Source organism: Dyadobacter psychrotolerans (genome assembly GCF_004349265.1).
Classification (GTDB): domain Bacteria; phylum Bacteroidota; class Bacteroidia; order Cytophagales; family Spirosomataceae; genus Dyadobacter; species Dyadobacter psychrotolerans.
This window is the reverse complement of record NZ_SMFL01000005.1, coordinates 37,105-62,431: the sequence shown is the minus strand read 5'-3', so window position 1 is coordinate 62,431 and position 25,327 is coordinate 37,105. Positions and strand designations below refer to the sequence as shown.

Here is a 25,327-nt window from a genome sequence, read left to right as displayed (position 1 = left end):
ATTATACCAATTTTTTGATATTCCATTGAGTAACCCAGTACGAAAACTTCGACAATCTGATGGTCAGTGATCACCAAAACGTTTTTCACCTGCAGTAATAGCTACTGCCAGTTTATTTTGTTTTGGAGATAAAGGACAGGTTGCATAAGGTGAAAATGCGCAGGGAGGATTGATTGCTTTGTTAAAATCCAGCCAGGTATATCCTTCTGTGTCCGGAGCAGATGCATACAAAAAGCGCCCCGATCCGTAGGTTTGCTTTTTATTTGTTTCATCCGCGAAGATGATAAAAAGACTTCTCTCTGACCCTACTGCGTCCAAACGGTACTCTTTGCCTTTCACATTAAATACCAGCGTTCCCGGAGAATCCTGATCAGCTGTGCGTCCTGTAATATCTGTAATCGCAATTTTCTTTCCGGTTGTCGCTTCAAATTTTGCTTTAATCTTCCAGTCTGTCTGAATCGGGTAGGTGTCGATGCCCTTAAAGGCTTTCAAATGCGGACTGTCAAGATCGCGCAGCCTTACGGCATACTTGTCGCCGCGTTGTATGACAAACCAGCGAAGGGTTTTGTGTTTTAAGACAACTGGCTTTTCAGAAGGAAATATCTGCAGGTTTTCCACTGGCTGCTCACCACTGAAAACCCCGGCATTCTTATTGGCAACCAGTGTAACTATACCATCCTTTAAAACAAACTTACCCAGCGTTGCATCGCTCCTTTCTTTTGGAAAAATAATGTCGTTTTCACTGTCACCTCCAAAAGTATTTTCCCCTTCCTCCAGCCAAAGCAATCCTGCCAGGTTGAGCCAGCCATTTTCGGATTTAAGGTCCTCCACCCTTTTTTTATGCCAATCCCTGATTTCATTTTCATAAGCAGAATCGGCTCTGAATGAAAACAAAACCACACCCAGTAACAGCAAAACAGAATAATTAAATAATTTTCTCATCATTTCTTCATTTTTAATTTGAATAAAGCCGGGTGGTTGACGATACAAAAATAAAGAATTTAATTAGTCTATTATATTTATAGGGTATATATAATTACATGAATTTCAACTTAGGTTGGTTTGAATAATACTTTCCCGTCTTTTTGCAAAAGCCAGGCTGTAACAGGATTGAAGTGATAGGAAATATCACCGCCTCTTACAGCGAGTAACTCTTTAAGAAACGGCTGTATATATCCTGTTTCGTCAACGGCTCGGCTCATAATTTCTGTCGGATTTCCATCCCAGTGCCACAAATAACGAAAAGCAACATGCGCCTTGTCCATTACAGGATCCTGCAGGTCGGCATTCTTCCAGGTTTTCCCTGCATCCGTACTTACTTCAACCCTTGTGATCTTTCCGCGGCCGCTCCCTGCAATTCCCCTTATTTCGATCCAGCCTTTTTCTACCGAAGCAGGATATGAAGGATAGGTAATGATCGACCGGGCATCCATTGTAAAACTGAACTGACGGATTTTGCCTTCTCCTACCGTTTCTGTGTACCTGGAAGTTTCTTCCCTTGTCATAAAAGGCTCATCGGAGAGTTCGAGCCTTCGCAGCCATTTCACACTTACATTACCTTCCCAACCCGGCAAAAACAGCCTTATTTTTCCGGAAGTCTCACCCCGGTAATTCCCCGAGCACTCCAAAAAGGCAATACCTGATATCGAAGGAAAACGCTTAAATTCAGCCAAAGTAAAAACCATCGGCTTTTCAACCAGCCCATGAATGACCAGCTCATATTTCGACGGATCAATAACCGGCACGCCTCCATGATGGCGTTCATAGTGCAGATCCGAAGGTGTGATTGTCGATCTACCGTTTAAATTCTACCTGATTTCCAAGCCTCCCTTGCGGTCATCGGGCACAAACCGCTGTTGCGCAGGCATCTTTACTTTTGGTAAACTCGCTGCATTAACAACTGTTTTTTCACCGATCAATCCGTTTGCATTTAAAAGATAGGCGGTCAGGCTGTACACTTCCTCATTTGTCAAAGAACCCGGCTGATTAAATGGCATTGCCCGCCTCACATAATCAAAAATTGTTGTGGCGTATGGCCAATAATTTCCAATGGCCTTTATCCTTTTGCCCTTGGTTGTGTCACCAACGACAAGTCTGTCATTTGGTCCGTCTGTTGCCATAACACCGTGGCAGGCTGCACATTTTACCGCATAAATTTCTTTACCTGATTTTACCGTTCCCGAACCAGCCGGAAGTCCTTTTCCGTCAGGTCTTACATCGATATCGATCCGGGCAATTTCAGCAGCAGTGGCAGAGCGGCCCAGTCCAAAACTTTTTGGCCAGCGAAGCGTATCTGATATGCTTATCCTTTCTGCATTCTGCCGGTCACTTTTTTTGTATTAAAAGAAACAAACAGAATGGCTGCGCAAAAAAATCATTACTGACCATAAATACTTAATCATTTTTTTGATACTTTTTCAACTTTCGAAATGTCTCCATTACCGCGAAGCAGATGAATAAGATAAGGTACATCTTCTTTCCGGGACGTTTCAAAAGCCACCACTCCGACAAAATCAAGCCCCCTGTTTACAAAATTGAGATGCCTGATTCTAAGTCCTTTTACGGATTCGATGATAGAGGTAACACCATGGAGGCTGACCGCATTGCGGTACATAATTCGCAAAAAAACGATATTGCTCATAAAATGAAGCGATTGATATGGATAATGGGATGACGCAGGCCCACTAAAACCGAACCCTTTCGAGTCCGGCAATTTATCATTTTGAACTCTTCTTAACTTCCGCTGAACCCGAACCTAACAGTTCTTCGAGCTTTTTATGAAGCTCTTCTCCTCTCAGATTTTTACCTATGATTTTACCTTGGGGATCCAATAAAAAGTTAGCAGGAATGGCTCTCACACCATAAAGGCCTGCCGGCTCGCTGGCCCAGTATTTCAGGTCTGATACCTGTGTCCAGGTAAGGCCGTCTTTATCAATCGCTTTCAGCCAGTTTTCTTTGCTTTTGTCCAGCGAAACGCCAAATACTTCAAATCCTTTATCCTTATACTTCTCATAGGCAGCTACCAGATTTGGATTTTCTTTCCGACAAGGTCCGCACCAAGCAGCCCAGAAGTCTATCAATAAGTATTTACCAAAGTGATCTGAAAGTTTTACCGGCTTGCCTTGTGTATCGTTGGCCGTAAAGTTGATAGCTGGTTTACCTATCGAAACTTTGTCCATCGTGACAATTAGTTTTTCCAAAGTCTTTACGTATTGAGTTGAATGCAGTGACGGACTTAGCAGATCGATATTTTGTCTGATTTGCTCAGGTGTAAGCCTGTAAGAAAAGTTACGGTACAGTACATACGCAGACACAATGGAAGAAGGATTGGCAGCAATAAGTTCTTCAATTTTTAAATCGAGAGTCTTTTTAACTTTGTCAAAAAGCGCCTGGGCTTCGGAGCCGGTCACCGTGCTGTTTTTATAGTAAGCGGCAGTATCCAGTACGACCTTTACAGCCTGCGTATTTTGCAGAAAAAGAAACAACGGTGCTTTTTTGTTATCCAACGTCAACCCGTAAACTTCCGGAAGCTGTACAGTAGAGCGCAATTTAAACTTCCCGTCTTTAACCAAAACGGAGTCAACAGAAGAAAACAACTTCTCTTGAAATTTTTGCAGGTATACATATCCTGATTTTACACCCGGAACAGATCCTTCGATCGTCACCTGGGTTGTCTTGTTTTGGGCAAACGAAAAAGTGCCTGTCAGAAGTGCTGCTATTAGTAAGAATTTACTTTCCATATATACTCTACCAAGTTTATAGACAAATATATTCAAAACCGATACGGAAACAAAATTCTAATATGTATTTTGGGGGGGATTGTACCTAAAACACTTCCGCCACATTGGTATCGTCATTTTAACTCAAATTTTAGTTTAATTTTAAACTCGACAGGGGTACAAAAATTGCTGTTTAAAAAAACTTAATTCATCAGGAAGGATACAGAAACGTCTTTATTTGGTTTTATTCTAAATAGGTTATTATATTTGTCCATAAATTTACAGATACCTCATCCTTGTCCGGGCATAACGAACATATCGGAATTTCAATCGTTTCTATCAACAGAGACACCTTTGAACAGGCTTACAATCTGTATTGGAAAGAGTTGTATCTTACCTGCCTGCGTTACCTGGAAGATGAGGAACAAGCTAAGGAAATTGTGCAGGAAGTCTTCAAATCGATCTGGGAAAAAAGAGAAGAAATCGAGATCAAAACGACACTTAAGAACTATCTGTTTGGTGTTACGAAAATGAAGATTTTTGAATTTTACCGCGTTTCAACCGTTAGGGAAAAGTACACGGAGTACAGCAAAAACGAGAATCAGCAACTGCACTTTACAACCGAAAACGAGGTAATTTACAAAGAACTGCTTGGTAATGTAAACAAGTTGATTGAGCGACTTCCGACCCGCTGTCAGGAGATATTTAAACTCAGCCGTGAAGAAGGATTGAGTAACAAGGCGATTTCTTCACTGTTGCTGATCTCGGAAAAGGCCGTTGAAAAAAATATGACAAAAGCACTGGCCTCTCTGCGCCAGGGAATATCCTTTTTCTTATAAACTGATAATCAAAATTTTGCAGTCAGAATTTTCTTTACACAAGAAAATTTTTACATTTTTTTAAGCTTTTTGGTAGGGTTTAGAGCCTTAAACTCAACTATACTAAAAAGGGAATTATGCAGATCACGCCGGAACTTTTGAAACAGTATCACCTTGGAGCATGCTCTGACGAGGAGCGCTTGCTGGTAGAAACCTGGCTGGCAAGTAATGAAGATCCGGCGACCGGAATATTTCCTCTTCATGAAACTGAGGGCCAGGTGAAAGACTTCATGTGGAAGCATATCAGTTCGTTTGTTGAGGACCCTGAAAAGCAAACCAAATTTACTCCGTGGAAGCAGCATGTACGCTATGCAACTGCGGCTTGTCTTGTGTTGGGTATACTGAGCTGGAGTCTCTACAACATACCTTCGTCTTTACGGACTAATAACATCACCGAATTGGTGATGGATAATCTGAAGGGTGGTGAAAACATGCGAATGGACACCTCCGGACTGGTGTTTACTTTATTGCCAGAGAGCAAGGCTGAAACAAGGACGGACTGGAAGTCGAAATCAGGAGTTGTCAATTTTTGTGGTAATATTTTGATTACCAATAATTCAGATGAGGATATCGAGCTTCTTTTTAATACCAATTGCAAGAATTCGCGCTATACACAAAAGACTTTAAAATGTGAAAAAGGCAAAACATATGTAGCCATTCACTATAAATTTAATGATGATGAAATAATGGTTTTCGACAAAAGTGAACTGGCTACGGCAATTTTGCCGATCCGGGTTTACAATGAACTGGAGAGAATCTGACCTGGTAAATAAAAGAGCCGCACAGTTTCGGACCTGGACGGCTCATCACACCCGGAGGTGTGAACTTTTAAATTTGTGACAATCAAAAAGTGATGCAATTTAACAAAATTCTGCATACAGGGCTTTTTTGCGCCTTGTCGTTTCTTTCCCTTGCCCAAAACAAGGAAAATGCCCGGTTGTCGGGACATATCAAATCTGCGCAGGGTGAGGTTTTACTCGGAGCTACCATCCTGCTAAAACCTGCATCAGCAGGTACAACGAGCGATAGTGATGGATTTTTTGTACTGAAAGACCTTTCTCCTGGTAATTATGAGCTCGAAATTTCAGCCGTGGGCTTTCAAAAGCTGCAGGAGAAAATCAGCTTGAAAAGTGGCGAGTCGCTGACTACTGATTTTATTCTGGAATCCGCGGAGAAAAACCTGGGTGAGGTTTTGGTTTTTGGGAAAAATGATTCTCAACAGCTTAAAGAGCAGGCATTTTCTGTCAACGCAATTCAAACCCGCCAGTTTGCCAATACAACGGCAGATTTAAACCAGATTTTGACAAGAAGCGCTGGTGTAAATATTCGTGAACAAGGCGGTCTTGGCTCCGACTTCAATTTTTCGATTAACGGACTTTCCGGAAAACAGGTCAAATTTTTCCTGGATGGTGTTCCGATGGAAAACTTCGGCAGCTCGATGGCGCTGAACAACATTCCTGTTAATCTGGCCGAACGCATCGAGGTTTTTAAAGGTGTGGTTCCGGTTGAGCTCGGTGCCGACGCTCTTGGTGGTGCCGTCAATATTGTTACCAATCAGAATACCAAAAGATATCTGGACGCCAGTTACAGTTTCGGCTCGTTTAACACACACCGTGCGTCGGTTTCAGGACGGATAACACAGGAGAAAAGCGGACTGGTACTAACTTTAAATGCCTTTTACAACACATCAGCAAATAACTTTCTGATGCGCAACAATCCTGCCTACGACCTGAAAATCCAGGTGGTAGAAGGCGAGGGAAATAACCTGATTTATGCACAAAAAAATGTAAAGCGCTTTCACGATGGTTTTGAGTCAAAGATGATTCAGGCTGAAACAGGTTTTATGAATAAAAAGTGGGCGGATGTCTTTTTAATCGGCCTGACCTACTCCAACCAATATAAACAAATTCAAACCCGGGCGAGTCAGGATGCTGTTGTGGGCAGCGCCGACCGGAAGAATAATTTTTTTATGCCTTCTGTAAAATTCAAAAAAACGGATTTTCTGATTAAAGGTCTTTCAACCAATATTTTTGCCAGTTATGCCTCCGATAAATCGGTAATCGCCGATACTTCGAAAAGCACTTTTGACTGGGCCGGCAGAAGAATATCCAATTCAAATACCGGCGGCGAGCTCAGCGATCATTTTACGATTTATCACTACACCAATCAGTCTTTTTTGGGCAGAGCCAATTTTTCCTATAAAATCAATGAAAGCCATGCACTGAACCTCAATTATAATTTCAGCGCAGTTAACCGTAAGGCTTTTGATGACCTGGATCTTACAGGCAGAAGAAACGCTTTTGCTAAACCCAACAAAATTAGAAAACAGGTTGCCGGATTAGCATGGCAGTCCGAGTTTATGGATAAAAGGCTTACCAATACCGTATTTGGAAAATTCTACGGATTCGATGCGCTGGTGCGGGAAGTGGTGATTTACACCGGGGGTGTGGGGCTGATTACGGATGATACCAAAAGTGCCTACAATTATTTCGGATATGGTTTCGCTTCACGTTTTAAGCTAAATGAACAGGCAGGACTAAAAGTTTCAGCAGAGCACGCGTACCGTTTGCAGGATGCCGAAGAGATTTTTGGTGACGGAATAAATGTGATGGCGAATCTCGATTTGAAACCGGAAAAAAGTGACAATTTCAACGCCGGCGCTTACTTTTTCAAGCGGGTTAACAAGCATAATTTTTCAGCAGAAGCTTCCTGGTTTCTGCGTAATGCCAATGATTTTATATACTACACGCCTACTCAGGTCCGGCTTGCAGTTTATGACAACGTGGGTATTGTCAAAATCAACGGCGTTGAAGGTGAACTGAAATATGGCTACAATAACCTGTTTTCTGCTGTGTTAAACGCATCGTACCAGAACGCAAAGAACAACCGCAAATTCCAGGAACGTACCCAGCTGCCCGACCCCACTTTCGGAGACAAAATACCCAACCAGCCCTACTTTTTTGCCAATGCGGAATTTGGTGCAGGAAAGAACAACTGGCTGGGAAAAGATACAAGAATTCAGCTTACCTGGTTCGGACAATATATTCATCAGTATTACCTGACATGGCCAAGCCAGGGCAGTAAATCAACCAAAAATGTGATCCCCTCCCAGCTGATTCACAATCTGAGCCTGTCGTATTCACTGCAAAACGGGCGGTACAATATTTCGCTCGAATCCCGCAATCTGACCAATGAACTTGCTTATGACAACTTCAAGCTGCAAAAGCCGGGGAGAGCTTTTTATGCCAAAATCCGCTATTTTATTCAGTAAAACTTTCAATTTCAATACCTTTTTTTCTATAATTATGTTCAAAACAATTCAAAAATTCTCAATTTCAGCAGCCATTTTTCTGGCAGCTGTATATGGCATGAGTGCCTGTAAAAGTGACAGTGAATCGGGCCCGGATGTAGAGCCGGAAGTAAGCAATTATGTACTCTATGGCGCAACCGGCACACCTGCCGCCAACTATATGCTCCGAACAAAAAACCTGGCAACCGGCACGATCAGCAGTGTTGGAAATGGAATTGAGCTGACGGGTAAACTAAGGGATATGCGCTGGGTGATCCGCAAAAACCGTGAATTTTACAACCTGGACGACGCAGCAAAAAAACTAAGCAAATACAAGCTGGAAGACAATGCTTTCACAACTGTTTCGGAAATTCCTTTTACCCATTTCACTTATCTGATCTGGAGCCAGTGGCTGGATGACAATACTCTGCTTTTGGGTGGAAATTCAGAAGATGGCCAGACGACTAAATATGTGATTGTTAATACTGCCACTTTCACGATCACCAAAACAGGAGATTTCGCACTTCCCAAGCCGACAAAAGGTAAAATGATCACAGCCTGTGCCGGAATTATCAAGGATGCAAAATTGCACCTGACTTACAGCTACACCGATGACGAATATACTAACGGAAGCTATTCGTCAGACACTTCATATCTTGCCGTGATGGACTACCCTTCTCTGGCGAATCTGAAACTGAGCAAGGATACCCGCTCAGCCTTCCCGGGAACAGCAAGAGCCGGTGCTGAATCGGCATTTGTGTACAACAATGACATCTATATCGTAACCTCTCCGATTGCCTGGAATGGTGACAATACGGTAAAGCCAACCGGAATTTACCGTATCAAAAACGGTGAAACGACTTTTGACAAAGACTACTTTTTTAACCTGTCGAAACTGTCAAACAACAACGATCCGGACGGACTGCTTTATCTGGGCGACGGTAAAATCTTTGCCCGCAATTACAGGGATGAAAACGTGACTACCTGGGCGGACTGGAGCAAGCCGATCGTGGAATATATGTTCATTGACCTGGCTAAACAGACAATCAAAAAAATGGATTTGCCGCTTTCGTATGGTGCCAGCACGACTTATGTTTATGAAAACAATAAAATCTATTTTCAGGTCAAAACCGATGCGGACGGGGTTTACATTTATGAATACAATGTAGCAGCCGACAAACTTACCAAAGGACTGAAAGTTGACGGATTGAGCACTGTTACAGGTCTTTTCAAACTGACGGAGTAATTTTATTGCTGACGGCCGGATTTTATATACAAAAGCCAGATGAATAAACCTTTCTGCTTTTGTGTTTTAAATTGCGGTCGTCAGCTGTATTATTGTTATTTGCATCATGAAGGTTAAAAAAAGCGCAACTGCAGTAATTTTTGTTTCAGTACTTTCCTGTTTTCTCGTCAACTGCCGCTCAACAGATGATACCAGGGAAAATGATTCGGAGAAAGCTCATGTTTTTGTCTTAACCGGCAGTTCGGAGGATTCACAAAATACCTATATCCTTCCGTATGCAAACCTGATGACCGACAGCACCGGCAGTGAAAGACAGCAGATTAACATCAGTAAAAAGTGGGCGAATGAGCAGTGGATTATACAAAGTGGCAGCACCTTTTTTAATATCGATCCGGATCAAAACAAGCTTTTAAAACTCGAATTCAGTCAAAACAAGCTTAACCGTACCGGAGAAATACCCTTTTCGCTTTTTAAACGAATCAACTGGTATCAATGGCTGGGCGGCGATACGCTTTTGATCGGTGGAAACGGGCCTGAAAACACAACCCAGGACTACGCACTGATTGATACCGGAAAAATGTCGATGATCCGTTCCGGCGTTTTCGATGTTCCAGCGCCGCCTGAAAACAGACAGGTATATTCCTGCTCGGGCATTATCCGGGATGGCAAATTTTATCTTGGTTACAGCATTATCGACCCCGAAGGTTCAGGAAACGGGCAGTATGCAAACGATACGGCATACCTGGCTTCGATGGATTATCCTTCCTTCTCAAACGTCAAACTATCGAAGGACTCGCGGTCTACCTTTCCGGGTGGCGGACGGGCAGGAAACGGAACTTATTTCGTAGAAAACGGAGACATTTATATCCTTACGTCACCAGTAGATTGGAACGGCTTTAATTACAATAAACCAACCGGATTTTTCAGGATAAAAAAAGGAGAAGATACTTTTGATAAAAATTATTTTTTCAATGTTTCTGCACTGCTGAACGGTGACGATCCGGATGCGCTTATTTACCTGGGTAACGGCAAAGCGATCGTGCGCAATGCCCGGCATAAAGATGTAAAACAGTGGAGCGACTGGAGTAAGGAAATTACACAGTATGTTGTTCTGGATGTAAACAGGCAAACTGCTAAAATATTAGACCTTCCTCCTTTTGTGATTTCACCAGGAGGTTATGCAGAAAATGGCAAAGCTTTTTTACCGGTGCAGACAGAAGCAGCCGGAACCAGAATTTACGAATACGACGCGGCCACTGATGAACTCACAAAAGGAATTCAAATTAAAGGAATTCAGAAATTCGGGAAGATTTACAAAGTCCGATAGTCCTAATATCTGAAATAAAATCTTAAATTGATAAATGTTTAAGACAAAAACAAAGCCCCAACAGCAACCGGGAGGCAACCGTTGGGGCTTTAATATTTCATTTAGCTTACTTATTCCACCAAAGCGAAGTTGTGATGTCGTCGTTGCCTTGTGCTTTCACCGCATTCTGATAATTAGCCAGATTAACGCTCTGTTCTTTTGGCGGATAATATAATCTCAGCGGAACACCCTGTCCAAACAGTGGCTGAAATTTATAATCAGTTGTTTGTCCGCTGACCGTTCTGCTCCAAACCACATCGCCTGATTTTACCAAAAACATAGGATAACCTGTACGGCGGATTTCGCTCCAGGCTTCATCGCCCTGTGTGTAAAGAGCGAGATATTTTTGGTTTAATACATTGGCTTTATCCGCTTTGGGAAGAGCTGCCAGATAAGTGGTAATGTCGCCCTGCGCAACACCCCATTTTTGAAGAGAGGCCGTAACGCCATTGATATATGCCTGCTGATCCCAGTTTTTATATTCAGAAATTAAAAAAGCTACCTCGGCATATTCCTGTAACACTTCTCCATAGTTGGCCGCACTGACTGTGGTTCCAGGCAAGCTCACATCCGTTGCCGTCAGCAAACCGGCGGCTGCTACCGGCAATCCGTAAGGCTGGCCCACATATTCTCCTGCTGCATTTTTGGCAGCATAAATCGGCAGACGCGGATCCTGAACTTTTACTGTTCCCAACTGGCCTTTCAAAACGTTGATGAGCACATGCGACACTGCAAAGTCCTTACGATTCGCAGTTACTGTTGCACGATAAAGCGGCGCCTCATTTGGAGCGAGTGTCTGATATTTGAAAACCGAATTATCAGCATTAGAAGTAAATACTCCTTTTGCCAGCGCATCCTCAAAATGCGAGTTGGATTCAGCCGGAAGTTTGGTTCTGATGCGGCTAGCAATCCGAAGACGCAGCGAATTTGCAAATTTAGCCCAAGACTCATTTCTCCCCTTATAAATCACATCATAGTTGCCAAATGTCGTGGCTGTTTTGTATTTCAAAAGCGTATCACCTGCTGCTTTCAATTCATTAAGAATATCCAGATAGACCTTTTGCTGACTTGCGTAACCCGGGCTCAGGTTCTCCGGATTTTGCTGCAAAGCCTGAAATTCGGGATCCTGATTTCCATAGGACTGATAAGGAATATTCCCAAAAACATCCGTCAACCCCTGAAAAGCGTAGGCCTTCAAAATACGGGCGATCGCAATCTGATTCTGGTTTGTCCCTGCAACACCGGCCGAAGCTACATCTCTTTTAGCCGGATCGGTATTGAGGATAATGATTTCGTTCAGGTTGTTCAGCGCCTTGTATGCGTTACTCCAATATGTATCCGAGTAAGTCCGCGGTATGTCGTAACGCGACTGATCGCTGTATATATTCTGACTGTAATATTGGGCAAACAACTGGGAGCCGCGCAGCGAGCTGTTTTCGTTACGGATATTATCAATTAGCTGCTTTTCAGCGGAGAGCAGTATGGTGGTAGTCGTCGCATTTTCCGGACGGTTCGGATCTTTGTTTACATCCTCGAAATGGCTGTCGCTGCATGAGGCAAGCATTGTTACAGCGCCAATTGCAAGTGGGAGGAAGCCTTTTTTATATATGAACTTTTGCATGATCTTCAATTTTTATCTTAATAATTGCCTTAAAATTTCACGTTCACATTTAAACCGTACGTAGCCGGCACAGGAATACTCCCGCCTTCCAGTCCCTGAATGTTTCCGCCGCTGCTGGTAAATTCCGGATCAATGTATTTGCTGGCTGTGTAGATATTAACCAGGTTTCGACCATACAACCCAAAGTAAATTTGCTTTACTGTTTTGTTTGCAAGTGGCAGGCTGTATCCGAAAGTAATCTCTCTTAACTTCACAAATGTTGCATCAAAGACCGTCTGTGGCGTTGGTCCGCTGTATTCGCCACGTGACCAGGCCTGAGCCGTGATGCGGGTGTCATTTTGTGAGGTGTTGGTCACCTCATAAGTTCCGTCGGCCCGGTAAGTCACAGTACCCTTTACACCGTCCAGAATCACACCCGTTTCACGAACATTGTTAGCTGCGGTTTTATCCAGCACCCCTGCATACATACCTACTTTATAAGTTTGCGAGAAGAACTTTCCACCTACCCGGCCGTCAACCAGAAATCCAAGGTTGAAATTTTTATAAGTAAAACTGTTTTGGAACCCAAACAGATATTTTGGTAATACGCTGCCCAACGGAGTCAGCTGCTGACCGCGGTCATAAGTTCCGTCTGCTTTAATCACCTTTTGACCATCGGCTGCATAGATAAAATCATTTCCCAAAATTTGTCCGTAAGGCTGCCCTTCCCTTGCCACAAGCGTCACCAGACTGTTCGCCAGCTGAAATGTGTTCACACCTGGTGCAAGCTCAATCACTTTATTGCGGTTACGCGACCAGTTTAAAGTGGTGTTCCATTCCAAACCATTTTTACGGATTGGCGTTCCTGTTAAAGTAACTTCTACCCCTTTGTTATTGATCTTACCTGCATTGATCACCTTTGAATCGTATCCAAAAGCAGAAGAAACCGGTATGTTGATGATCTGGTTGCGGCTAACATTGTCATAATAAGTTACATCCAGCCCAACCCGGTTTTTAAATGCCTGAATGCTCAGACCAGTCTCCCATGAACTTGTAATCTCAGGTTTCAAAGACTGGTTGTTCAGCTGATTTGGCAGTTTGTATGAAGCCATTCCGTCAAAGGACTGACTTGCCTCGTAAGCGCGCTGCAACTGATATGGATCCGTGTCGTTTCCTACCTGCGCCCAGCCAAGGCGAACTTTTGCAAAATCCAGCCAGCCAATGTCTTTTACTCCGTTCAGTTCACTTAAAATTAAACTCGTTGTCAATGAAGGATATGCGAATGAATTCTTGCCGATCGGCAGCGTCGATGACCAGTCATTACGAACTGTTCCGTCTACGAAAAGCGAACTTTTCCAGCCCAGAGAAAAGCTCGCAAACAGGGAATTGATCTGTTTCCGGTACGCGTTCGAATTCACCAGTACCGAACTCGCATTTTTAAGATTATAATACTCCGGAATGATAAGGCCTCCCTGCGTAACCGCATCGCTGATCCGTCGTTTCTGGCTCATCAGGTTTCCTCCGGCATTCACATTCAGCGAGATATCTCCCCAGCTCTTATTAGCAGAAGCAAGCAGCTCATAATTGAATTCGCTAAAATTGTTAAAGTATTCCTGATACTGAGACTGCGTCCGTGAATAAACCGCGATACGATCCTGGTACTGATATTGATACACATCTGCATTTACTTTTCCGCTTATTTTCAGCCAGTTATTCACGTCATAAATCAGACCAACATTTCCGTAAAAACGATCGCGGTTTTCATCCAGATAACTTTCATAAGCCGACCAGTAAGGATTATCAATAAATTTAGCAGCTTCTCCCGCCAAAGTGTTCTGGTAACCGCTTCTGTTCCACAAGATCTGCGATCCGTCCGCCCGTTTGTAATTTTTCAGCTTTTCATAGTCAACCTGAACCTGGCCCCACTGAAATGCTTCAAGAATGATGTTACGATTGGTTGCTCCAGTCCACGGACGCCCCGTCGACTGGTTTTTGATGTAATTAAAATTGTTATAAACTTTAAGTTTTCCCAGCTGTGTCGATCCTGAAAAATTAACGGAGTTTCTTCTCAGTGAAGAATTAGGTACGGTACCTTTTACATTTTTATTGGTAAACGAAAGGCGGTATGTAGAATTGGCATTTCCTCCGCTCACCGACAAGCTGTTGGTATTAGCAACGCCGGTTTCAAAGAAAGTATGTACATCATTTTTAGGATAACTCCACGGCTCCGGTTTTAAATATTCGGCCGTGTTTTCAGGATCAAGGTTATACCAATGCAGCACCGGCGTTCCATCCAGTTTTGGCCCCCAGCTTTCATCTACAGCATATTCGGCAATGTTGTAATCCGTTCCGTTGATATTTGCTTTTTGAAATGTATTAGAAAAACCACCACCATATAATTTCTGGCGCTTTGGCAGCCGAACAATATTTTCAAACTCGATACCGGTATTCAGCGTAATATTGACTTTGCTGTTTTCCTTTCCTTTTTTTGTCGTGATCAAAATAACCCCGTTTGCTGCCCTGGTTCCGTAAAGAGCTGCCGCCGATGGTCCTTTCAAAACTGAAATATTCTCAATATCATCCGGATTCAGATCCTGGATCATGTTACCCACGTCTTTCCCACCACTTCCGGAGCTGGTTGCCGCGCTGTTCAGATCCGCATTGTCTATCGGTGTTCCGTCAATCACATACAACGGCTGGTTGTTTCCTGAAATAGAATTAACACCCCGCAAAAGTACGCGTGATGACCCGCCCATATTTCCGCCGGAAGTAACTACCTGCAAGCCTGCCACTTTTCCTGAAAGCGCGCCCAAGGCATTGGTTGGCCTTGTTTGCAAAGCCTCTCCTTTTATTTCCTGAACAGCATAACCCAATGCCCGTTTTTCCCTTGAAATCCCCAGGGCGGTAACCACCACCTCGTTTAGAATCATGGTGTCCGCCTTTAATGACACAGTAATCTTGTTACTGCTTCCCAGAGTTATATCCTGAGCCAGATAACCGATAAAAGAAACAACCACGACCGAGGCATCGTCGTTGACGCTAAGCGTAAAAGAACCGTCAGCATCCGAAAGAGTACCTGTCGAAGTTCCTTTCACCGCCACAGAAGCGCCGGGCAGCGGAGTGCCGTCATTCGCATCGGTGACGACACCGGTTATAATTCGTTGCTGGGCACTGACCGCCCCCGCAGTGAGAAATGTCAGTAAAAACATAATGAGATAACGTGTTTTCATAAATTGCATTTTGGTAAGAGTGATGAATAAAAAATCTCAAACTTTCATATCAATGTTTATAAGCCTGTAACAGGAAAATATCACAGTCAGAATGTATTAAGCCAATTTAATTTGGTTTTTAGCGGTTTAATTGAACACATAGCGACTAACAATTGATTAATATTCTGCAAATATATTAAAAACCAATTAAAACCTATACTCTATCGACATGATATAGTAAAATAATTCAATTTGTCTTATTTGTTGATTATCCTTTACAAAGTTAGAGTAGCAAATCTAGTTTTTTAGAGGGCATCTCTCTTTTAAGATGAATGCTTATCCATAAAACGACTCGGGCTGACCAGGAATTTTGTTGATACATTAAAAGCAAAAAACAGCAACAGATCGAAATCTGATGCTGTTTTTTATGAACCTTAATTAGTAAGCTATCGGCAAGCTGAACGCTTAACTATTCAAATCAATAGGTAAATCTTACGGTTACTCCGTAGGTACGCTGATCTCCAACGATACCTGCATATTGTCCGTAACTTCCCGGAGCTGCCAAAAGTTGTTCGTAGTAATTTTTATCAAATACGTTTCTTCCCCATAAGAAGAATGAAAGTCCGTTAGAAGCTCTGAAACCCAAACGTGCATTCGTAAGTGCATATGCATCAATATTCAGATATTCCGAAGGAGAAGGACTGGATGAGAACTCTGAACGATAGAATTCATCGATGCCAAGAAAGTAGTTACCTTTCAATCCAATGAAGGCTCCTTTTACAACCACTTCGCCACCCAATGAACCCGACCATTTAGACACGCCCGGCAATCTTCCGCCCGAGATATCTTTAAAAGCCTGAGCCCCGCCAACTTCTTCCAAAGGCACCGGAGCATTTGCAAAACGAACATATTTACCATCGGTATAAGCCACGGCAGCATTAAAAGTCAGGTTAGAAAAACGAATGTTGCCATCCACCTCAGCACCCTGCACACGTACTTTTTCAGCATTTGCCAAATATCCGCGGTTTACGCCAGGTTCCGGTGTCTGCACCTGAGTTTGGTAGTCCTTAATGTCAGAACGGTAAACAGTAAGATTTAAAACAGAATTACCCGATGGCTTGGTTTTGATACCAAACTCCTTATGATCAACATACTCCGGTTTCACATTAGCCAGATCAATCAAAATTTGACCGTTTGCTGTTGGCAAACCACCTACGTTTACGCCAATAGGCTTATAACCAATAGAGTAAGTTGCATAAGCATTCAGGTTTGCTGCGGCTTTGTATTGTAAAGAAAGCTGTCCGGAGAAATTTCCTTCTGAATAATCCGTGTTAAAGGCCTGGTTGCTATAAACACCATTTTTCAGAGCGATAAGGGCTGCATCTGTAGTTTGCAAGCCGCCATAAGTTTCTCTTTTGTAATCAACAACCTTTTTGTCATAGTTGTAACGAATGCCCGGCAAGATGTGAAGCTTGTCCACCACCGTCCAGTCGGCCTGAGCGAACACAGCCAAACTTGTACTTTTAATTTCGTTCGTTGTGCGGATACCAAAGTTGTCAAACAATCCCGGTGTTTTCCAAAGCGCACTGGTTGAACTTTGGGCAAAACGCCATTGTGCTGAACCTGCTTCTTCGGTTTGAACAGGATCGGAAGTCAAATCTTGCCAAAGTCCGAAAACACCAACTACACCGCTTAATTTAGGAGATACTTTTCCGGAATAACGAATCTCCTGTGACCACTGATCATGAGCTGAATTTCCCGAAGAAATTGTAAACACCGGCAATCCGATATAATCCCTGTCATTCAGCGGAGTCCATTTCCAGTAACGCCATGCAGAAGTGGAAGTCAACGTTCCGTTACCAATTTTTATATCTGCGTTAACCGAAACGCCGCCAAGCTGATTGTCTGCTTTTGAAGGCGTATCCAGATCCAGTTTACGTTCGAAAGCACTGTTGTAAGGCAATTTATATCCAAGGTCAGCAATGATGGCATCAAACTGTCTGTAAGCAGCTCTCTTTGTTGGCACCACTCCTGCAACCGGCCAGCCGTAACCGGTAGGTTTTTGGTCTGAAATATCTCCGATTACGGTGATATTTACATTTTCGCTTGGCGCATAAAGTATTTGACCTCTTACACCAATGTTATTGATGTCATTGATTGGCAATTGCGTATGAACATTAAAAAAAGTACCGTTACGCTGCGTTCCTGTGAAAGATACACGCGCAGCTAATTTTTTGCTTATCGGACCGGTAACAGAAGCCTTTGCCTGAATGAAACCAAGGTTACCATAGCTTAATTCAAAGTTGGCACCAGGAGTAAAACTTGCTGCACGGGTTGTAATGTTGAATGCACCGGCAGTTGTGTTTTTACCAAAAAGCGTTCCCTGTGGCCCACGTAAGACCTCTACACGTTCGATGTCAATAAAATCAAGTGCAGTGGCAGCCGGACGGGCATAATAAACGCCATCTACATAAAACCCAACACCCGGGTCAACTCCGTCATTGGTTAAACCGAACGTGGATCCAAGTCCGCGGATGTTAAGCGTTGTGTTCCTTGCGTTAGAAGCATAAAGCTGTACGGTCGGCACCAATTCTTTTAGACGGTTTACATTGAACGCACCGGCATCTTCTGCACGGGTTCCGCCAATTACGGTAATTGGAATTGGCACATCCTGTGCAGACTCAGTACGACGGCGGGAAGAAATAACAACATCTTCCAACAGCGTATTATTCACATCAAGTTTAATTTCAACTTTACTTTCGTTGATCAGAATCTCTTTTTTAAGATATCCGACAAATGATACGATCAGTGTAAATGGCAATTTCTGGCCGGTTACCAGGCTAAACTCTCCGTTTGCATCAGTTACATCACCATTGGTTGTTCCTTTAATGGTTACTGTTGCTCCGACTAGGGCTTCGTTTGCTCGTGAATCCAGTATTTTACCGGTAACTGTTGCGTTAATTGTGGCATCCTGTGCCGAGAGAAATAGTGGAAAAAAGAGGGCAACGATGAGGGTGGTCGTCTTTAAAATTTGTTTCATGCTATTGTATTTGGTGGTATCAAAGTTTTTCTGTTTGCATTGCTGAAATAGGGTTTCATCTCATTAATAACCAGATGAATTGTACAGACCAATCTGTTCTGGAATGAGAAAGCAGCTTCAACAACCAGGTTTTGTATATAAAAAAATTGTTTTCATTTGAAAGCGTTTATTAGAGAAAGCACAAATGTATAAATTTTATATAGTATATAGACTTAGTAGGTTAATAAAAATTTAAAATATTTTCTTGTGATGAGCTTCACCAGGTCCTTAAACGTGGTATTATGCTAGTTTTGAAGTTATTGCCCCTTAAACTGTCTGTACTAACACTCACTCAAACTGATCGGAATATTAATCGCCAGGCCTGCTTCGGAGGTTTCCTTGTATCTGTTATTCATGTCAAGCGCAGTTTGCCACATCGTTAGTACCACGTTATCCAGAGAAACCTTGGCATTTTCCGGGTTGCTTTGTAGTGCCAGCTGGCAGGCGGTTATGGCTTTGATGGCGCCCATGGTGTTCCGCTCAATACAGGGAATCTGAACAAGTCCTCCGATCGGATCACAGGTCATTCCCAAATGATGTTCCATCGCAATTTCAGCTGCCATAAGACATTGTTCCACACTTCCGCCAAGCACTTCCGTCAGACCAGCCGCGGCCATTGCAGATGAAACGCCTATTTCAGCCTGGCAACCGCCCATCGCCGCAGAGATCGTCGCGCCCTTTTTGAAGATACTTCCTATTTCGCCAGCGGTAAGCAAAAAACGAAAAACGTCTTCTTCGGTACCATCGCAGAACGACATATAATATTGAATTACCGCCGGAATTACCCCGGCCGAGCCGTTTGTAGGAGCAGTTACAACCCGACTGAATGATGCATTTTCTTCGTTCACAGCCAGTGCGAAACAGCTAACCCAGTCAAGCGTGTACTTAAAGCCTTTACCTGATGTTCCAATTGCTTCAAACCATTGGTCGTAGTCAGAAAAAATCCTGTCATTCAGCAATTTTTTATTTAAGTCGGCAGCTCTTCGTTTGACATTTAAACCACCGGGTAGAATTCCTCCGGTGTGACAGCCCTGGAAAATACAGGCTCTCATGACATACCAGATATTCATCAGCTCACTTCTGACATTTTCTTCTGTCCGCCAGACTTTTTCATTTTCAAGCACAATTTCCCATATCGACTTACCACAACTCTGATGCCACTTTAACAAATCCATGGCATAATCAACGGGATAAGGGAGCTCGGCATGCGCTGTCGAATTCTCCTCCTTCGTATCTTCCTGAATCACAAACCCACCTCCTATCGAATAGTAGCTTTCCCGTTTTTCGCCATGTTCACCACATTCGGCTACAAAAGTGATACCGTTTGGATGAAACGGAAGTGATTCTTTCATTTTAAAAATGATATCCGTTTTAGCAGAAAATGGCACACAATGACGTCCCTGCAAGGCAATGGTACCGCTATTTTCCACATCGGCAAGGCATTGGTCAATTTCCGAAGTGACGATGGTAATCGGGTCATGACCACCAAGTCCCAGGATGGATGCGACGTCGGTACCGTGCCCTTTTCCAGTTTTGGCAAGAGAACCATACAGGATCACCTGTACAGATTGGATGTTCGCTAATCCCGGTGAAGTTTCGCATGATTTTAAAAACATTTGTGCAGCCCGCCATGGTCCTAGTGTATGAGAACTGGACGGTCCGACGCCTATTTTAAACATGTCAAATACCGAAATACGCTCTTCTTTCATGAGTTTGTTGAAAATTACCTTTCAATTATAGCCTTTTTAAAAGAACGAACCAACTGTATCCTATCGGTATCCGGAAAATATAATGAAGCGAGATATTTTGCCAGGCAGAGTTGGTAAGCTTTTGACCGACATATAAAAATCCCTGATGAAACGGAAAAACGGCCTCCATTTCATCAGGGATTAAAGTTAATACATCCGATTTTAATTATGCGCTGCTCAGAATTGCGCTACGACTATAATTTCTTTACCAACCCGGATTCTGTTTCATGGCAGAATTACCATTCATTTCCACCAGCGGTATCGGCCACAGATAATCTCTTCGCGGATCAAAAACACGTGTTTCAACAACTACAGGCTGGTTGGTTACCGGATTGATTGCTCCCTGCGCCGGACCGTTCAAAACCTGCTCACCGATTCGCCATCTGCGGATATCAAACAACCGCTGACCTTCAAAAGCCAGTTCAACCTTACGTTCGCGGCGATAAAGCTCGCGTAGTTTTTCCTGATTGTTGTAAACCGTTTCGTCATAATCAGGCATTTTGGCCCTGTTTCTGATTTTGTTCAAATAGAGCTTTACGTCGGCATGCTGCCATTGACCGGATTCTACCAGTGCTTCAACATAACTAAGTAAAACTTCTGCATACCGGATTACCATAAAATTCAATGTTCCACTGTTTGCCCTGGATACATCGGCGGCATCAACATATTTTCTGATCCAAAAACCCGTCTGTGTAGACTGCGCTGCACCGATCGGATCTGCCGTTCCGGAAAAAGGATCCAGCAGACGGTTTACGAATGTCTGCCCGGGAAACAGCACACTTACCGAAAGACGCGGGTCCCGGTTGTTTTTGTAAAGCGGATTTTTCCAGTAAATCTGAAGACTGTCATTGCCTAGTTCCTGAAGCGTTTTTCCCTGGCGTGTTTCGTAGGAATTTACCATTACAGCGGTAGGGCTGTTGGTAGCCTGCCCGGCAAGACTTTTAGGCCCAAACCGGAAAAAAGCTCCCGAATTCCCCGTACGCCTGAACAGAATACGCTCTTTGTTTTCAAGGGCGTTGTAACTAAACAACTGTTCATAACTGTTGACCGTCGCGCTGGTAGCGTAGTGAAGATCGTAAGTATTGAGGTCAATTAGCTTGCGGGCATATTCAATTGTTTTTATATAATTCTTCACGGTCAGATAAAGCTGAACCTGCATGGCATAACAGGCGCCTTTCGATATCCGGTAAGCATCGCTGGTAGGGTAAGATGCAGGCAGCACCGCTGCTGCCGAGTCGAGCTGTGAAGAAATAAAACGCACCACTTCCTCTTCCGTATTCCGCGGGGTATTTCTCGCTTCTTCCACCGATATGCTGCGGGTTATAATGGGCACCGGTCCGAAAAACTGAAATAATTTCAAATGAGCATAGGCTCTGAGCGCGCGGGCCTCGGCGGCGTACCGCTCTTTAACGGCAGCATCTTCAATATAAACCCTGGTGTAATTTTCCAAGATCCGGGAAGTATTGCGGATATCCCGATAATTCTGACTGTACAAATCGGCAAGATAGGCATTACTCGTTGTTGCCGAACCCAGCGGGAAATCATGCCAACTGCCAAAATTAGCACGAAAAACGCTTTCATCTGTTACCCCCGACATCTGCATGCGACAGTTGGCCTGAAAGGTAACGCCCGTGATAAGTGCGCCGGGTGAGATCGAATTATTGTAGATAAGTTCAAGGTATGACCTAAGATCGGACTCGAGTTTCCACCACTTATCGTCCGTTGTCGCCGTCGGATTATCCCGGATCAGATAATCTTCTGAACAGCTGATCAGCATCATTGCCATCAGAATGACTGACAATACTTTTCTGAATCTATTTTTCATAGTTCTCATTTTAAAATCTAACATTAAGTCCACCCGAAATAACTTTCATCAACGGCACTGTGGTTTGATTTCCACCGGTTTCAGGATCAATCAGTTTCACTTTGGAGAAGGTGAACGGGTTTTGTGCATTAAAATAAAACCTCAAAGATTTACCTCTTATAGCTCCAATAACTCCTTTGGGAAGTGTGTAACCAAACTGGATGTAACGAACCCGTGCAAAAGCGCCGTTAAACTGGAAAAAGTCAGAAAAGTTATTGTTACTGCCCGGTGTCAAAGTTAGCCTTGGCAGCGGTGCATTCGGATTTTCCGGTGTCCAGTAGTTCATGTGATACTTTTGAGGAGTTCCGCTTTCACCCCCTACATTTAAAGGAATGGATACCAGCCCTGAATAAAATCTCGGTGTACCAGCCTGACCGGAAACGAGTGCATCAAAATCAAAATTCCTGTATTTCAATCCTATGCTGCCAAAAAAGATGTCCACCGGCTGCGTACTTCCCAACGGCACGCGATCCAGATCTGAAATAATTCCGTCGTTGTTCGTATCCTTAAAATGAATGTCACCGGCTTTCTGACCTGGAAGTTTCACTACACCACCATCAGTTATGTCCTGTTCACGAAGTAATCCCTGGGTTGCGTAGCCATAATTTTCCATCATCGAACCACCAATCCGCATGATCGTATTCCCGATGATAATCGGTTTGTCATCACCGATCAGTTTCAAAATTTTGCTCTTATTTCTCGTGTAACCTATCCCAAAGGTAAAATTCAGATCGGAGCCAATCTTAGTGTTATATTTCAAATTGGCTTCCATTCCCCTGATCTGCACGCTGGCGGTGTTGACTGGAGGCATCGTATTGTTCACACCGATGGCACCTGTGTACAAAGGCTGTGCCGTGATGAGAACATCTTTGGTAGTTTTATCGAACCATTCCAATGTCAGGTCAAGTCCGTTTTTAAAACCAATATCAGTAGCCACGTTGAGCACATTCGACTTTTCCCATTTCAGGTCTGTGTTACCGATAATCTGCTCAGTACCATCCGCATTGATCGTGGTCTGGTACAAATACGGATTGATCGAATTGTTCCCCAGTGTTCCATAAGAAGCCCTTATTTTCCAGGCAGGAATAGCAGGCACTTTGAAAAACGATTCCTGGTCAATATTCCATCCAACGGCTACGGACGGGAAATAACCCCATTTGTTTCCGGTACCAAAAAGCGAAGATCCGTCTCTGCGTATGGCGGCTTCAAGAAGGTAACGCTCGCCATAAGTATAATATGCCTTTGCGAAAACTGATTTAATCGCTACATCATTCCAGGAATCGTAAGTTCGCAGCTCCTGTGTGTAACCTGCAATGGCATTCAGATTATGTTTTCCAACTGCCACCCGGTAGTCCAGATTACTTCCAAAATACAGATAATTCTCCCGGCCGGTCAGCGTTGGGGTTTTGGTATTGACATAAGATACGCCAGATTGTCTTTCTGTAAAATAATCAAAAAAGATATACGGATCCTGGTTCACCCTGTTCAAACCCGAAGTTACCCGGTAGCTTACCTGCGCATTCAGTTTGAGATTAGGAATGATTTCCCACTGCGGCCGCATGTTTATGATCGCTTCATCTTTCGACCGGCTGATTCGCCCTCCCTTTTCGAGCAGCGCTGTTGGATTCCAGCTTTCGCCATAGTTTCCGTAGTAACTATAATTGGGTCTGGCTTGCGGTTTGTCAGGGTATTTGGATACGATATTGGGTGAAACGATATACAATCGTCCATAGACGTAGGATGTGTTTCTGTCTGTTCCGTTTGCGTTAGGCTCATTCTGATCTGACCGGGATGCGAAAACATCCATGTATACAAACAGGTTTTTTAACAGATCGACCGTCGTGTTTGCCCTTACCGTAGTTCTTTTATAATCCGACTGCATTGCTCCAAGCTCCTTCAAATGGCCTACCTGCCGGGTATGATTAACGGATAATGAAAAACGCGCAGCCGTATTACCTCCTGACACCAAAATAGAATGCTGTTCAATAGGTGCAGATTTTCTCAGTATCAAATCGGCCCATCGCGTATCGGGATAACGGATCGGGTCAGCTCCGGAACGAGTTGAGTCAATCACACCCTGTCTGTAAAGATTACCACCTCCTGAATTGATACTCGCCTGATTATTCATTTCCATCCAGGTGGCCGCGTCAACAAAATCGGGACGGTAAACAGGCTTTTGAATTCCCCAAAAACCATTGTACTCAATATTGGGAACCCCGGCAACGCCCCGTTTGGTCGTAATGAGTATCACACCGTTCGCTCCCCGCGCACCATACATAGAAGCCGAAGCTGCATCTTTTAAAACTGTTATGCTGGAAATCGTATTGGGATCCAGGTTATTCATGTCAAACGGCACACCATCAACCAGAACGAGTGGCGCAGCATTTCCAACCGTCCCAACCCCGCGTACACGGATATTTGCCTGATCACCTCCTACCAAACCTGTACTCTGAGAAACCTGAATACCTGTTCCGCCACCCTGCAAAGCCTGAGAAAGCTGCGTGACAGGCTTATTTTCAATATTCTCCATTTTGATGATACTTACGGAGCTGGCAATTTCCCTGACCTTCTGCGTAGCAAATCCTGTCACTACAACCTGATCCAGAACCTGCAGGTCCTCAGGAAGAGAAATAATCAGGTTGGCGGTTTCAGAACGGACGATATATTCCTGGGTTTTGTAACCTACCATGCTGATTACCAACACGCTTTGTCTGGGTGCGCGAAGCTCAAATACACCACGCTCATCGGTGATTGTTCCCTGTGACAAACCTTTGATCGCAACAGTGGCTCCCGGTAAGGGAGCAGGCGGATCTTTCACCTCCAAAACCCGGCCCAGAATACGTACAGTTGTGGTATCCAAAGTCGTTTTAACAGAGGACTGCGTAATCTCTTTAAGTTTGAGAACAACAGTTTTGCCTACGATCTGATAGGTAAATGGCTGATTTTTGAAAATCTCTGCAAGTGCACCTTCCAGATTTTTGTTCCTGATATTCAGGTCAATTTTATCCGCCTTTTTTAGCCACTCCACATTGTAAACAAATGAATACCCCGATTTTTGTGTGATCTGATGAATCACTTTTTCCAATGGAATATTTTTTCCTGAAAGCGTAATCCCCTGCGGAAAGGAATAGACAGCCGGCTGAACTGTTAGCATTAATACAAGCAGTGCTAATACTATCCCGAAATAATTTCCGGGTTCTGGTCGCAGCCGCACCGATGATCTTTCGTTGGCGGGAAAACGATCCCCTTGTCTTATACAGTCGTAAAAACCTCTTTTCATAATTAAATCGTTAGGATTAGGATGACCATTACCGGAAATGTATTTCATG

Annotated in this window: 15 protein-coding genes and 1 pseudogene; 5 read left to right on the top strand and 11 right to left on the bottom strand. The window is 43.6% G+C overall.

The genetic code is table 11. The features are described 5' to 3' along the window. Nucleotides 1-63: 63 nt before the first annotated feature. The 5 genes and pseudogenes from E0F88_RS14740 to E0F88_RS14720 all read right to left on the bottom strand — a co-directional run bounded on the left by E0F88_RS14740 (nt 64) and on the right by E0F88_RS14720 (nt 3,740). Nucleotides 64-945 carry a DUF1684 domain-containing protein gene (locus E0F88_RS14740; protein WP_131959040.1) on the bottom strand — a complete coding sequence of 294 codons (882 nt, stop codon included), beginning with the start codon at nt 943-945 and terminating at the stop codon, nt 64-66. 107 nt (nt 946-1,052) lie between these two features. After that, nucleotides 1,053-1,787 (bottom strand): annotated as a pseudogene (locus tag E0F88_RS14735) (molybdopterin-dependent oxidoreductase); the annotation flags it as partial. A gap of 21 nt (nt 1,788-1,808) precedes the next feature. Continuing rightward, the gene (locus E0F88_RS14730) at nt 1,809-2,222 is read right to left on the bottom strand and encodes a c-type cytochrome (RefSeq protein ID WP_310589725.1); all 414 of its coding nucleotides are present in this window, start codon (nt 2,220-2,222) and stop codon (nt 1,809-1,811) included. A gap of 176 nt (nt 2,223-2,398) precedes the next feature. Next, on the bottom strand, nt 2,399-2,641 hold the full coding sequence (locus E0F88_RS14725; RefSeq protein WP_131959038.1) for a hypothetical protein: 243 nt from the start codon (nt 2,639-2,641) through the stop codon (nt 2,399-2,401). Nucleotides 2,642-2,717: 76 nt separating this feature from the next. Continuing rightward, entirely contained in the window at nt 2,718-3,740 is a 1,023-nt protein-coding gene (locus tag E0F88_RS14720; protein ID WP_131959037.1) for a TlpA disulfide reductase family protein, read from the bottom strand. A 275-nt stretch (nt 3,741-4,015) separates the two neighbouring features. Here E0F88_RS14720 and E0F88_RS14715 point away from each other — a divergent pair, with 275 nt between their 5' ends. The 5 genes from E0F88_RS14715 to E0F88_RS14695 all read left to right on the top strand — a co-directional run bounded on the left by E0F88_RS14715 (nt 4,016) and on the right by E0F88_RS14695 (nt 10,459). Then, on the top strand, nt 4,016-4,558 hold the full coding sequence (locus tag E0F88_RS14715) for an RNA polymerase sigma-70 factor (RefSeq protein ID WP_165940072.1): 543 nt from the start codon (nt 4,016-4,018) through the stop codon (nt 4,556-4,558). A gap of 116 nt (nt 4,559-4,674) precedes the next feature. Further along, nucleotides 4,675-5,358, top strand: a complete 684-nt coding sequence (locus tag E0F88_RS14710) for a hypothetical protein (RefSeq protein ID WP_131959035.1) — start codon at nt 4,675-4,677, stop codon at nt 5,356-5,358. Nucleotides 5,359-5,450: 92 nt separating this feature from the next. Further along, nucleotides 5,451-7,868, top strand: coding sequence for a TonB-dependent receptor (locus tag E0F88_RS14705; protein WP_131959034.1), 2,418 nt, complete (start codon nt 5,451-5,453; stop codon nt 7,866-7,868). A gap of 34 nt (nt 7,869-7,902) precedes the next feature. Next, complete coding sequence (locus tag E0F88_RS14700) at nt 7,903-9,132, top strand: DUF4374 domain-containing protein (protein ID WP_165940071.1); 1,230 nt, start codon at nt 7,903-7,905, stop codon at nt 9,130-9,132. A 106-nt stretch (nt 9,133-9,238) separates the two neighbouring features. Continuing rightward, nucleotides 9,239-10,459, top strand: a complete 1,221-nt coding sequence (locus E0F88_RS14695) for a DUF4374 domain-containing protein (RefSeq protein ID WP_131959032.1) — start codon at nt 9,239-9,241, stop codon at nt 10,457-10,459. 106 nt (nt 10,460-10,565) lie between these two features. Here E0F88_RS14695 and E0F88_RS14690 read toward each other — a convergent pair whose 3' ends face one another. The 6 genes from E0F88_RS14690 to E0F88_RS14665 all read right to left on the bottom strand — a co-directional run bounded on the left by E0F88_RS14690 (nt 10,566) and on the right by E0F88_RS14665 (nt 25,326). Next, nucleotides 10,566-12,119, bottom strand: a complete 1,554-nt coding sequence (locus E0F88_RS14690) for a SusD/RagB family nutrient-binding outer membrane lipoprotein (protein ID WP_131959031.1) — start codon at nt 12,117-12,119, stop codon at nt 10,566-10,568. 29 nt (nt 12,120-12,148) lie between these two features. Then, complete coding sequence (locus E0F88_RS14685) at nt 12,149-15,328, bottom strand: SusC/RagA family TonB-linked outer membrane protein (RefSeq protein WP_131959030.1); 3,180 nt, start codon at nt 15,326-15,328, stop codon at nt 12,149-12,151. A 457-nt stretch (nt 15,329-15,785) separates the two neighbouring features. Then, nucleotides 15,786-18,347, bottom strand: coding sequence for a TonB-dependent receptor (locus E0F88_RS14680; RefSeq protein WP_131959029.1), 2,562 nt, complete (start codon nt 18,345-18,347; stop codon nt 15,786-15,788). A gap of 320 nt (nt 18,348-18,667) precedes the next feature. Beyond that, complete coding sequence (locus E0F88_RS14675) at nt 18,668-20,095, bottom strand: L-serine ammonia-lyase (RefSeq protein ID WP_131959028.1); 1,428 nt, start codon at nt 20,093-20,095, stop codon at nt 18,668-18,670. A 244-nt stretch (nt 20,096-20,339) separates the two neighbouring features. Next, nucleotides 20,340-21,959, bottom strand: a complete 1,620-nt coding sequence (locus E0F88_RS14670; RefSeq protein WP_165940070.1) for a RagB/SusD family nutrient uptake outer membrane protein — start codon at nt 21,957-21,959, stop codon at nt 20,340-20,342. Nucleotides 21,960-21,969: 10 nt separating this feature from the next. Continuing rightward, complete coding sequence (locus E0F88_RS14665) at nt 21,970-25,326, bottom strand: TonB-dependent receptor (protein WP_131959026.1); 3,357 nt, start codon at nt 25,324-25,326, stop codon at nt 21,970-21,972. Between the last annotated feature and the right edge of the window lies 1 nt (nt 25,327).